At 33.3% G+C, this 12704-nt stretch carries 10 protein-coding genes and 1 pseudogene; 6 read left to right on the forward strand and 5 right to left on the reverse strand.

What is annotated here, in order from left to right; all coding sequences use genetic code 11:
- Positions 1 to 14: 14 nt before the first annotated feature.
- Positions 15 to 1040: a glycosyltransferase family 4 protein gene (locus tag BW732_RS01320; RefSeq protein WP_077275096.1), complete on the reverse strand. Its 1026-nt coding sequence runs from the start codon at positions 1038 to 1040 to the stop codon at positions 15 to 17.
- A 238-nt stretch (positions 1041 to 1278) separates the two neighbouring features.
- On the opposite strand from BW732_RS01320, the gene BW732_RS01325 reads away from it, so the two are divergent.
- Positions 1279 to 3084 (forward strand): LTA synthase family protein, encoded by a 1806-nt coding sequence (locus tag BW732_RS01325; protein WP_077275097.1) that lies wholly within the window; start codon positions 1279 to 1281, stop codon positions 3082 to 3084.
- A 99-nt stretch (positions 3085 to 3183) separates the two neighbouring features.
- Here the strand turns inward: BW732_RS01325 and ptsP are convergent, their stop codons facing one another.
- The 3 genes from ptsP to BW732_RS01340 form a co-directional block, all read right to left on the reverse strand.
- Positions 3184 to 4905 carry a phosphoenolpyruvate--protein phosphotransferase gene (gene ptsP / locus BW732_RS01330; RefSeq protein WP_077275098.1) on the reverse strand — a complete coding sequence of 574 codons (1722 nt, stop codon included), beginning with the start codon at positions 4903 to 4905 and terminating at the stop codon, positions 3184 to 3186.
- Positions 4905 to 5171 (reverse strand): phosphocarrier protein HPr, encoded by a 267-nt coding sequence (locus BW732_RS01335; protein ID WP_077275099.1) that lies wholly within the window; start codon positions 5169 to 5171, stop codon positions 4905 to 4907. Before BW732_RS01335 ends, ptsP begins: the two co-directional genes overlap by 1 nt.
- 174 nt (positions 5172 to 5345) lie before the next feature.
- The gene (locus BW732_RS01340; protein ID WP_077275100.1) at positions 5346 to 5528 is read right to left on the reverse strand and encodes a hypothetical protein; all 183 of its coding nucleotides are present in this window, start codon (positions 5526 to 5528) and stop codon (positions 5346 to 5348) included.
- 169 nt (positions 5529 to 5697) lie between these two features.
- Between BW732_RS01340 and BW732_RS01345 the strand changes: the two genes are divergently transcribed.
- A complete protein-coding gene (locus tag BW732_RS01345; RefSeq protein WP_077275101.1) occupies positions 5698 to 7914 on the forward strand; it encodes an ATP-dependent Clp protease ATP-binding subunit in 2217 nt (738 codons plus the stop codon).
- Positions 7915 to 8184: 270 nt separating this feature from the next.
- Positions 8185 to 8493 carry a DUF1827 family protein gene (locus tag BW732_RS01350; protein ID WP_077275102.1) on the forward strand — a complete coding sequence of 103 codons (309 nt, stop codon included), beginning with the start codon at positions 8185 to 8187 and terminating at the stop codon, positions 8491 to 8493.
- Between the two features lie 353 nt (positions 8494 to 8846).
- On the opposite strand, the gene BW732_RS01355 is transcribed toward BW732_RS01350, so the two are convergent.
- Positions 8847 to 9605: an IclR family transcriptional regulator gene (locus BW732_RS01355; protein ID WP_077275103.1), complete on the reverse strand. Its 759-nt coding sequence runs from the start codon at positions 9603 to 9605 to the stop codon at positions 8847 to 8849.
- A gap of 201 nt (positions 9606 to 9806) precedes the next feature.
- On the opposite strand from BW732_RS01355, the gene BW732_RS01360 reads away from it, so the two are divergent.
- From BW732_RS01360 to BW732_RS01370, 3 genes and pseudogenes are all read left to right on the forward strand, one after another.
- Complete coding sequence (locus BW732_RS01360; protein ID WP_077275104.1) at positions 9807 to 10724, forward strand: lactate/malate family dehydrogenase; 918 nt, start codon at positions 9807 to 9809, stop codon at positions 10722 to 10724.
- Positions 10725 to 10734: 10 nt separating this feature from the next.
- A complete protein-coding gene (locus BW732_RS01365; RefSeq protein WP_077275105.1) occupies positions 10735 to 12069 on the forward strand; it encodes a YjiH family protein in 1335 nt (444 codons plus the stop codon).
- A gap of 469 nt (positions 12070 to 12538) precedes the next feature.
- Positions 12539 to 12703, forward strand: a pseudogene (locus BW732_RS01370) (transposase); the annotation flags it as partial.
- Position 12704 lies beyond the last annotated feature (1 nt).

The raw sequence follows: 12704 nt of genomic DNA on the forward strand, positions 1-12704 counted from the left end.
ATTAATTAAACTTATCACTTTTTATTTGCTACACTTGTATAAAATTTTTTCCAAAGAGATGCCACATTATTTTCACTATAGAATTGTGCGGCACGTCGCGATTTTTCCTCGTACTCAGATAATAATTGTGGATTTTCCTTACAGTCATTAATGACTTGGTCCATCTCTGAAACATCCTCACAAGGAAGATAGTCACCCTCAATAATTGAATGATATAAAGTCAAATTTCTTAGCATCACAGGCGTCCCACAATTAAAAGCCTCAAGGATACACATGGGAAACAGCTCATTATAAGAAGGTAATAAAAAAATATCTGCAATATTATAATATTGAACCATCTTTTCTCGGTCAACAATTCCTGGAAAAATCAAATTAGCAGGTGGATTTTTATAAACTTTCTGATAATCTTCATAGCCATCTGTCATTTTACCAAATGAGAAACCACCGACCCAAACAAATGTTATCTCAGGGTTCGTTTTGGCTAAATAGATAAAATCATCCAGACCTTTACGCTTTTGAATTTGCCCTGCCCCCATTACGATAAGTGAGGAATCAGCTAAAGATAATTCTTGTTTCCATTGTTGCTTTAACGAATCACTAACTTCATAAAAATCCTCGGTTGAAACAAAGTTAGGAATATACGTTACTCTTTCACGCTCAATACCAATTTTTTCTAACTCATCAATAAATGATGGATTTACAACAACTAACTCATCCATTCGTTGATAAAATTTAACTAAATACCAGTTAAAAACTTTTAAAAAAGGTGGATAAATTGACAAACTACCCTCTAAAGTTGCTGGTACGAAATGTACATATCCAACTAAGCGACCTCGTTTTTTTCTAAAAAAAGTCGACAAATAGTATGGTAAATCAACTGTGTGATAGTGTGAAATATCAGATGCTGAATATTGATTGATTTTAACAGAAAAATCATTTGAAAAGCGTTTTTTCAACATATTAATCAATTCATTGTATGCACTACCCACGCCCTGTCCCTTTACTTTATCAGCTGAAGAGAACATATTTATTTTTAGCAATTTTGTCACTCCTTATAATCTAAACTATAGCTAATTACTCTAAAAAATACATCAGACTAAGGTTTGATTTTAATTGTCACATTATTATAACACATCTCTCTATTTTACAATAAAACCTTAGTGAACAAAAGTGATTAACATGGCTAATAATTGAAAAGAAATAAGAAAAATAAAAAAAAGATTGAAAACACTTACCGTTTTCGCTATTCTTATAGAAGGAAAATAAAGGAGAGGTTTCATGCAAGTAGTAATTTATAGTATTGTCGGTCTATTATTTGGGATCATTAATTTTTTGATTTTTTCACCAAAAAAATGGCAAAGTCTGATTTATCAAGTTTTAAAGAGCTTTATATTGATTAATGTTACGTCCCTAGCGTTCATTCGTTTCGCTTTAGACAAAAAGTATGTTCTAAGCTCAGCTAATTATGCAACCAGTTTCATTTATAAATATTTTGCTGTAACATTAGTAGTTGGTTTTTTACTATTAATCATTCAATTATTCATGACTGGTATCTTCCAACTATCAAAAACGCAAGGCAAAAGACGGGTATCGCAAATTATCTTAAATGTTCTAGCATTTATTCTTTTTGCTCTTGGTGCCTTTCTATTTGTTGGTAGTGATTGGTTCATTTCTTATTTTGGTGAATTAACACCTGAACAATTTATCTTCAACTTCAATTCACCGATTACAGGGACTGCTTCTGATTTTTATGTCTCTATTTACAACGGACCTGTTTTAAAAGTGATTTTCATTGTTACATTATTTGGATTATTACTAGTTAATCCTTACGATTTAGTCATTAAGCATACAGCTACTGTACCTAATAAAGTCAGCAAATACATTTTATTGGCTACTAGCGTACTCTTGGCTGTTTCTGGTGTTTTATATAGCGTTCAACGGTTACGCTTAGTTGAAGTTTATAATGCTTACTTTGATGATTCACCATATATCCAAGATAATTACGTTAATCCAGATAAAACTAAGATTGTGTTTCCAGAAAAGAAACGTAATTTAGTTCATATCTATTTAGAGTCTTATGAAAATTCTTTTTATGATAAAAAAAATGGTGGCTATATGGATGATAATCTCATGCCTGATTTAATGGCTCTGACAAAAGAAGGCATTAGTTTTTCTGAATCTGATAAATTAGGAGGACCACATCAGACGTATGGCTCAAGTTGGTCAGTTGCTTCCATGGTTAATATGAGTACTGGTTTACCACTTAAAATTCCAATGAATGGTAATTCTTATGGGAAATCTGGTTATTTCTTACCAGGAGCTACCGCTATTGGAAACATTTTAAATCAGGAAGGTTATAATCAAACTATTATGTTTGGTGCTGATGCTGATTTTGGAGGATTAACTTCATTCTTTAATAACCATGAAGATTTTCATATTTATGATGTGAAATACGCACGTGAAGCTGGAAAAATACCAAAAGATTATAATGTTTGGTGGGGATTTGAGGATAAAAAATTATATGCATTCGCTAAAGAAGAGATGACCAGATTGTCACAAGAGGGCAAACCATTTAACTTTACAATGGAGAATGCTGATACACATTTCCCAGATGGTTATATTGAAAAAGATACGCCACGTCCATTTGAAAAGCAATATGCTAACGTGATTGCACATTCACAAAAAGAAGTCGTCGAACTTGTTCGCTGGATTATGGCGCAACCATTCTATGATAATACGACGATTGTTTTAACTGGTGACCACTTAAGCATGGATAAAAACTTCTTTAAGGGCTGGGACACTGATTATCACCGAACAACAACTAATTTGATTTTAAATGCTGATTTCTCAAATCACGATATTAAGACGTCACACCGTGATTTTGCCCCATTTGATATGTATCCAACTATTTTATCGAGTATGGGTGTTAAAATTGAAGGTGATCGACTTGGTTTAGGGACTGATTTAAGTTCATCTCAAAAAACTTTGATCGAGCGTGATGGATTAGACAAAGTTAATGAAGAACTCTCTCAAAATAGTAAGTTCTATAATCATGAATTTGTCTCTGAAAAAAATACCAAATAATTAATTTGAAAAGGTTTGATTGCCAGTTAGCAATCAAACCTTTTCATTATACAAAAAAACTTCTCAACTGAAAAATCAGTTAAGAAGCTTCATTAACAATTATTTAGTATATTCATTAACCAATGCTACAACTTCATCAGCTGTATCACATTCGGTAATAGCTTTATTAGCCAATTCTGCCATCTTAACAGAATCCAAACGCTTCATTAGACTACGTGTACGTAAAATACTAGTCGCACTCATAGAGAACTCATCTAAGCCTAAGCCCACTAATAGTGGTACTGCTGTTTGATCGCCCGCCATTTCTCCACACATACCAGCCCATTTCCCTTCAGCATGTGCTGAATCAATTACGTTTTTAACTAAACGTAAAATAGCAGGGTTATATGGTTGATATAAATAAGAAACGCGTTCATTCATACGGTCAGCAGCCATTGTGTATTGAATCAAGTCATTTGTTCCAATACTAAAGAAATCAACTTCTTTTGCAAATCGGTCAGCAATCACAGCTGCAGCAGGAATTTCAATCATAATACCAACTTGAATATCTTCTGCAACTTCAACGCCTTCATTCACTAATTTAGCTTTTTCTTCTAAAAGCATTGCTTTAGCATCTCTAAATTCTTTTAATGTTGCAATCATTGGAAACATGATACGTAAGTTACCATAAACCGATGCACGTAATAATGCACGTAATTGTGTACGGAACATCGTATCTTCCGCTAAACAGATACGAATAGCACGGTAACCCAAAAATGGATTCATTTCTTCAGGGAATTTTAAATAAGGAAGTTCTTTATCCCCACCAATATCCATCGTACGAACCACAACAGGTTTACCACTCATACCTTCTAAAACAGCTTTATAAGCATTAAATTGCTCATCTTCACTTGGAAAATCAGGTGAATCCATGTATAGAAACTCTGTTCGGTATAATCCAACAGCTTCTCCACCATGACTGATAACGCCTTCTAAGTCTTTAGGCGTACCAATATTCGCCGCCAATTCAAAGTGTTTACCATCAGCAGTTTCAGTTTTAGCATCTTTTAACTTGTCCCATTCGGCTTTCAAGTCTGAAAAGGCTTTTGTTTTCCCTTCAAAGTCAGAGACTTCTTCTGCTGAAGGATTAACGATAACAATACCTTCAATACCATCAACAGCTAACATATCACCTTCAACAACATGCTCAGTAATATCTTTAGTTCCTACAACTGCAGGAATTTCTAGAGAACGAGCCATAATCGCTGAATGTGATGTCCGCCCACCAATATTGGTAACGAATGCTTTCACAAAGTTACGATCTAGTTGTGCAGTATCACTTGGAGTCAAGTCGTCAGCAATCACGATAACTTCTTCGTTAATCATTGATAAATCTGGTAATTTAACACCTAGCAAATGGCTCATGACACGTTTAGTCACGTCACGAATATCAGCAGCACGCTCTTGCATATACGGATTATCTACCATAGATTCAAACATGCTAACAAAAGTATCAGCGACATCTTTTAATGCTGATTCTGCATTCACTTTATTGTCATTAATGTTACTTTCAATCGAACCAATTAATTCTGGATCAGCTAAAACCATTAAATGTGCGTCAAAAACTTGTGCTTCTTCTTCACCTAAACTTTTAGCTGCTTTATCACGGATTTTTTGAAGTTCTTTTGTTGATTGCGCTAGTGCATCAGATAGGCGAGCCTTTTCATTGTCAATATCACTAATTGTGATTTTTTCAAATGATAAATCCGGCTCTACTAAAAGATAAGCTTTAGCAACTGCAATCCCATCACTTACGGCTATACCTTTTAACTGTTTAGTCATTATTCAGATAAACCTTCTTTTTTCATTGTTTCTGCAATAGCTGCCACTGCATCTGCTTCGTCAGCACCTTCAGCAGAGATTGTTACGTCAGCACCTTGGCCAACGCCTAAAGACATAACACCCATGATTGATTTTAAGTTAACAGATTTACCTTTGTATTCTAAGTTAATGTCTGAGCTAAATTTGCTCGCAGTTTGAACCAATAAAGTAGCCGGACGTGCGTGAATACCTGTGTCTGCAATTACGTGAAAATCTCTTTTTTCCATAGTGATCTTTCTCCTTTAACAACTATATTATTTTGATGGATTACACTTTAAAATAACGAAAAATCATTATTAAAAAAATACAACCCTTTCAATCATAAAGAATACCATGTTTTACAGTTTCTTACAACTTTTTTTCAGATAATTTTAGAAACGATATGGTACTTTAAGAAAACTTTAACTATCTTTATCCAAGCGATACACAACATGTCCTTTATGTTGTGCCTCACCAATGATACGTTTTTTTTCAGGATGGTCTAACCATGCATCACGAAATGCAAGAAAATCAGTTGGTTCAATGTGAATTTCTGTCAAATCTCCTGAAACTAATTTATCAATTTCTACTTTAAAATCTTTCAACCAGATAGACACCTCCCATTCTTTTATATCTCTATTCTACCACAAATTAGGACTAAAAATCTGATAAGCGTCTTTCTTGAACTATAAAAAAAATTGGTATAATTAAGTGGAAGGTCAGAATAGGTCAACTAACTATTCGACTTATGTCTTACTAAAGGAGAGTGTACCTATGAAATGTCAAAACTGCCAAAAAAATGAAGCAACTATTCATTTACAAATGGATTTCCAAGGTCAAAGACAACAATTTGATATATGTCAGTCATGTTATCGGCATATAAAAAACTATGAATTATCAATGCAAAACAGACAACCGAGTGATCCTTTTGGTTTTAATTCCTTAAACGAACTATTTAGAAAATTAGCAGAACAAAAAGCGATGCAAGACGGAACAACTCCTCCCACACAAACTGGAGGTATGGGGCCTATTTCACCTAAATCAGGAAATAGCAATGGGTCTTTACTAAGTGAATTTGGTTCTAATTTAACGAACGAAGCAAGACAAGGAAATATTGATCCTGTAATTGGTCGTGACGATGAAATTACTCGTGTCATTGAAATTTTAAACCGTCGAACAAAAAATAATCCTGTTCTAATTGGTGAGCCTGGCGTCGGTAAAACAGCTGTTGTAGAAGGATTAGCCCTTAAAATAGCAGATGGCAATGTGCCACAAAAACTAAAAAATAAACAAGTTATTCAATTAGATGTTGTTTCCCTCGTTCAAGGAACTGGAATCAGAGGTCAATTTGAAGAACGAATGAAACAATTAATGGAAGAAGTCAAAAATGATCCAAGTATCATTCTTTTTATTGACGAAGTTCATGAATTAGTGGGTGCCGGTAATAGCGGTGATGGCAATATGGACGCCGGCAATATTCTAAAGCCTGCACTTGCTCGAGGAGAATTGCAAATGGTGGGTGCAACAACTCTCAATGAATACCGAATTATTGAGAAAGATGCTGCTTTAGAACGACGTTTACAGCCAGTAAGAGTTGATGAGCCATCTGAAGAAGAAACAATCGCAATCTTAAAAGGTATTCAATCACGTTATGAAGACTTTCATCATGTTGAATATACAGATGAAGCCATTGAAGCTGCAGTCAAATTATCAGTACGTTTCTTACCTGAAAGACATTTACCTGATAAAGCTATTGACTTGTTAGATGAAACTGGTTCGAAAAAGAATTTGACAATTCAATTTATTGATCCTAAAGAAATTGAAGAAAAATTACGACAAGCAGAATACGAAAAAAATCAAGCATCCAAAGAAGAAGATTTTGAAAAAGCGGCCTACTACCGCGATCAAATTAAAAAATGGCAAGATTTGAAAGAACAACAAGTCGCTTCTGAGGACATCCCTGTTGTAACAACGAAAGATATGGAAAAATTGGTCGAAGAAATGACAAATATTCCTGTTGGAGACCTAAAAGAAAAAGAACACACACAATTAAAATATTTAGATCGTGACCTAAAAGAAGCTGTCATTGGTCAGGATTCTGCGGTAGATCAAGTTGCTAAAGCCGTTAGACGTAATCGAATTGGCTTAAGCAATAAAAATCGTCCAATTGGATCATTTTTATTTGTTGGACCCACTGGTGTTGGAAAAACCGAACTAGCAAAACAATTGACCAAAGAACTCTTTGGCTCAATTGACCACATGATACGTTTTGATATGAGTGAATACATGGAAAAACACAGTGTGTCTAAATTAATTGGTTCACCTCCTGGTTATGTTGGTTACAACGAGGCTGGACAATTGACTGAACAAGTTCGCCGACACCCGTACAGTTTAATTTTATTAGACGAAATAGAAAAGGCACATCCTGATGTCTTACATATGTTTCTACAAATTTTAGATGACGGACGCTTGACCGACGCTAAAGGCCGAACAGTTAGTTTTAAAGATACAATCATTATCATGACCAGCAATGCAGGTACTGGTGCGATTGAAGCCAATGTTGGTTTTGGTGCGATTAAAGATGGTACAACACATTCTGTCTTAAATCAACTATCTGATTTCTTTAAACCCGAATTTCTTAATCGTTTCGATGGTATCATTGAATTTAGCCCATTGAGCAAGGAAAGCCTAACTGTCATTGTATCTTTAATGTTGGAACAAATGAACCAGTTACTAAGTGAGCAATCTATCCACGTTGATGTATCAGATGATGTCAAAGCCAAACTAGTTGAATTAGGTTATGATCCAAAAATGGGTGCACGACCTCTTAGACGAGTTATTCAAGAACATATTGAAGATGGTATTGCAGATTACTATTTAGACCATCCAAATACAAAACAACTAGAAGCCGTTCTAACAGACGAATCCATTACTATTAAAGAAAAAGATATGGTAATCGTTGGTAGTCAAGAAACAGCAACAACAGAATAGTCAATCAAAAAATACTAACCTATTTTTGTGTTGGTAATCATTTTTCTAGGAGTAGAATTATCTACTCCTAGATTTTTTATTATTAGTTATCTAATTTTTTTCTAGCGGATTCAGTTTTTTTATCTAAAGTCTTCAATAAGTTATCATTCTAAATGATATGTTTTTTATTAGTTTAGTTTTATTATTATCTACCCATTTTTACCATTTTTTGAATAAGTTGTGTTATACTTAATTCAACAATTAATGGGTATAATATAGGAGGGAACATTAATGAAACTAGTTGATGTAACAAACAGTTATGGGAATTTAGTATCAAAACAATTAGAAAATACTGATGCTAACTATGTCCGCGTTTATTCTTTTGGAAAGACTTTGGTTGTACATAGTGAAGCAAATACTCACACAGAGATAGTGATTGTTAATAAATCGAGAGACATCAAAGATTTTGAAATAGATCATGTTTTATCAAGCTTACTACATACAAGCGCTTCAAACCCTCGATTAGAAACAATTAAATCTAATGGACTAGTTGAACTTTCATTAAAGCATGTTCCTGTTAAAGAAAAAAAAGACGACTAATAATCACTATAGCAAGCATACAAGAAATAAAAAATAGATTAAATATAGCAACCCTAAAAACTTAGACTTTAAAGAGTGGAGAATTCCACTCTTTTTTTTACAATAATTTCCAACAGACGATAGACGTTTTTCAAATATGAGGTACAGAATTAAACAATTATCTATAATCAGTAGATTTCTTAGTACAATTCGCATTTTTTTCTAAACAATTAGCAATATCAGATTTTAAAAATAACGCACTATAGACGTACTAAAAAGTCATTCAGATAAGTGATTTTGTGGTATTGACTTCTACATCAGTGTCCTTTACACATTGATTTTATAATGAAAAGCAGATAAATATTGCGTACTCGTTAGCCCATTATAATTGATAGATCATTTTCTAATCGGCGTGCTTGTACCATCAACTGTTTTTTTATCGTATCTACACCCTTATAATCTAAACGATTAGTCGGTCCCGAAATACTAATTGCACAAATAATTTCACCTGACTGATTGACTATTGGAACTGCAAAGCAAGTCAGGCCATATTCGTATTCTTCTGCATCAATTGATAAACCTGTCGCTTTAATTTCTTGTGCTTGCTTTTTAAATTCAGCAACTGATGTAACCGTATTAACTGTCCGTCGCTTGCGATTTTTAAAATACTCAACTAACTCTTCATCAGTGTAATCACAAAGAAACAGCTTCCCCATACCTGAACAATACAGTGGACTAACTGGCACTAAGGCTGCTTGTAACTGATAAAAATCCCCTTCAACTGATTTAATAATAACTACTTGCTCTTCATATAAAATTCCTAAATTAACTGTTTCAGAAAACGACTGACACAACTCCTCCATATAAGGTGTTGCCATATCGGTCAGTTGATTATCTTTGAAAACGCTATTGGCATAACCTGCTAAACGATAATCTAAAGTATAGGTATCATTATCTAATTGTTTTAAAACACGGCTGTACTCTAACGTTTTAATAATTCTAAATACAGTCGTCTTAGGTATTTCTAATCGTTCTGCTAATTCTGATACACCACTACTACCTGATTCATTAATAATATCCAGTAGTCGAAAAGCATCTACAATATTTTTAATTACGGGACTTTTTTTATCCATTTTGTTAGACCTCACTCCACAATATTTTTGATTACTTTATACTTTACTATATTTATTCACAAAAAGAAATGATAAAAAAATCCTTTATTTTATCATAAATAAAATTTTTTTTTACTATTCCCTCTTGCATTTGTGATTAATTTAACTTATATTAATAATGTGGAACACGTTCCGAAAATAAAAAAATGGAGTTGACTAGTTATGAAAGTTAGTATTATTGGTGCAGGAGCAGTTGGGGCTACAACAGCCTTCTCGTTAGCAAAATCAGCATTAGTCCAAGATTTAGTGATTGTTGATTTAGACGAAAGAAAAGCAAAAGGTATTGCATTAGATATTTTACACGGATTATCATTATCACATAATCTGAATATTACTGCAGGTGACTACTCTGATACTGCAAATTCAGATGTTATTATTGTTACGATTGGCGTACCAGAAAAAGTAGGTGAATCACGCTTAATACCTCTACAAAAAAATGCTGATATTCTAAAAACTATTATTCCTCAAATTACCGAAGCAAGTCCAAATGGCATACTACTTCTTGTAAGTAATCCTGTTGATATTTTGGCTTATTTCGCACAACAAATATCCGGATGGAATCCAGAACGCGTCATAGGTTTAGGAACAACTTTAGACTCTGCACGTTTAAACTATCTATTAGCTAGAGATTGGAACCTTGCCCAAACAGATGTAAACGGCTTAGTTATTGGCGAACATGGGGATTCTCAAGTGGTTGCTTGGAGTCAAACAGCCATCAAAGGGACACAATTTGATGACTTTATTCAAGCAAATGGCTTTGATTTACCAGAAAATTATCATGCTGAGTTAGCACAAGAAGTTAAAGATACCGCTTTTGACGTATGGGAAATGAAAGGACCTAACTGCTATTGTGTGGCTTTAGCTATTGAGAAAGTTGTCAAAGCTATTGCTCTAAATGAAAATGTTATTTTACCGATTTCTCAACCTTTTTTAGAAGATGTTTATATTAGTTTACCTCACATTATTAATCGTAATGGCGTTGTTAGACCTGTTAACTTATCATACACACAAGCAGAACAAGAAAAACTTGAATTATCTTATAAAAATCTTAGTGACACAGCAGCACAAATAAAATTATAGGAGATCCATTATGAGACAGTCAGAACGTTTTGGTTTTTTTAAATTCTTAGTTGGTACACTTTTTGGTATTATTTTGGTACTAATCCCTTTTAATTTTTCAAATGGCATGGACACTATTCTATTTCATTATTTAAAATTATTTATTAATAGCTATCAAACAATTATCCAATCACTTTTAGTTATTTGCGTTGTCCTAAGTGCACTTTTATCACTGTATAACTTATTAGTGAAAGATAATTTTATCCAAAAAAATCGCCTGCTAAAAAAATTGTTTGCGACAACACCATTTTATGTCGCAAACCGATTTGCTGGAGCTGTTATTTCACTTTTGTGTTTCTTTAAAGTTGGACCTAATTTTATTATTTCTGTTGATACTGGAACAGCTATGTTAGACCTAGCAACGCAATTGTCTATCTTAGTACCTATGATGCTACTTTTTCAAACATTTATTTTAGAATTTGGTGCCATGGAATTTTTAGGTGAGCTTATTGGATTTATTGTTAAACCTTTATTCAAAGTGTCAGAAATCTGTGCTGTTAATATCATCAGTGCTTGGGTGGGACCTGGTAACGCAGCTATTTTAGGTACCCAAGAACTTTTCCAAAAAGGTTATTTTACTGTTAAAGAAGCTGCTGTTATTGGTAGCCAATTCTCAACATCTAGTGTTGGATGGGTCGTTTTAGTTAGTTCCGTTTTAGGATTAATGGATTACTTTTGGTTAATCTTTTTAGGTATTACGGTTATTGGTATGGTACTAGGTATAATCAGCGTCCGAATTCCACCAATTAAAAATTACCCTAATACTTATGTGGATGGTTCCACTGTTTCTAAAGTTACTACAAATGATTCAGGTAGCAAATTAGCTATTGCTTACAAAAACTCTGCCCATAGAGCAAATAGTGTTACATTAAAGAACTTCACTAGTAAAATCGATAATATGACCTTTTACGTTTTCTGGTTAACACCTATCATTATTTTTTGGGGCACTGCCGCACTAATTGTTTCTATGTATACACCAATTCTTGCATGGGTCTCTTTACCTGTTGAACTTATTTTAAATCTTTTTGGTGTTCCTGATGCATCAGTTACCGCAAGTGCTATTATGTCTGGTTTTGCAGATAACTACCTACCAGTCATTTTAGGAAAAGATTTAGTATCTATTGAAAGTAAAGCCATCATTGCCATGATGAGTATTTTACAATTAATTTTTATGTCAGAAATTGCAACACTCTTAAAATCATGTCAAATTATCAATAAATTCCGCGATATTATTATTATATTTTTAGAACGAACGTTTATTTCATTACCATTCGTTATTTTGTTTGTTAAGTTATTTATTAGTTAATCAAAAAGCTGTGAAGAATAATTCTTCACAGCTTTTTGCTACCATTAATAGCTCTATACTTTTTACTATGTGACACTAAAAATTAGTGGTCCTTTTGCCACATACAAAGGTAATAATATTACAAAACTTAAAAGCCACTTTTTTGAGTATAAGACGTTTTTACTAATATAGAATTTAAATCACTAGTCAACTTAAAAAACTGTCTTTAAACTATTAAAAAAGTCACAAATATTATGATGTCATCATACCTAAATAAATTCACTCAACATTTAGTTTACCCGTAATGGTGTGTTACCAGTTTCTAAAATCTCTAAGACAGAATTCAATGATATTCGCATAATATTTCTAACCGACACACATCAGAGTTAGACAGTCTATTAGAATGGACTTGTCTGACACTATAACTCTGAAGGTGGTTCTGTTGCAAAGTTAGAAATAAAAAACTGATTTCTAACTTTGCAACAGAACCGAAGATGGTATTCGTAATGCTCTTCTTTATGATTTTTCCAATGGAAAAATTGAAGCTAAGAATACCCATATAAAAACACTAAAAAGAGTTTCATACGGGTTCAAATCGTTTAACAATATGAGAATAAGAATTTTCTTGATAAACGACCTTATAAAAATTAAATAAC

The organism is Vagococcus penaei (assembly GCF_001998885.1).
In the GTDB taxonomy this organism is placed as follows: domain Bacteria; phylum Bacillota; class Bacilli; order Lactobacillales; family Vagococcaceae; genus Vagococcus; species Vagococcus penaei.

Bases quoted from the DNA above. Each gene is read 5' to 3' on its own strand.
- BW732_RS01350 (WP_077275102.1), top strand. From the start codon at position 8,185: ATGAAACTAGTTGATGTAACAAACAGTTATGGGAATTTAGTATCAAAA.
- BW732_RS01360 (WP_077275104.1), top strand. From the start codon at position 9,807: ATGAAAGTTAGTATTATTGGTGCAGGAGCAGTTGGGGCTACAACAGCC.
- BW732_RS01335 (WP_077275099.1), bottom strand. From the start codon at position 5,171: ATGGAAAAAAGAGATTTTCACGTAATTGCAGACACAGGTATTCACGCA.
- BW732_RS01355 (WP_077275103.1), bottom strand. From the start codon at position 9,605: ATGGATAAAAAAAGTCCCGTAATTAAAAATATTGTAGATGCTTTTCGA.
- BW732_RS01365 (WP_077275105.1), top strand. From the start codon at position 10,735: ATGAGACAGTCAGAACGTTTTGGTTTTTTTAAATTCTTAGTTGGTACA.
- BW732_RS01345 (WP_077275101.1), top strand. From the start codon at position 5,698: ATGAAATGTCAAAACTGCCAAAAAAATGAAGCAACTATTCATTTACAA.
- ptsP (WP_077275098.1), bottom strand. From the start codon at position 4,905: ATGACTAAACAGTTAAAAGGTATAGCCGTAAGTGATGGGATTGCAGTT.
- BW732_RS01325 (WP_077275097.1), top strand. From the start codon at position 1,279: ATGCAAGTAGTAATTTATAGTATTGTCGGTCTATTATTTGGGATCATT.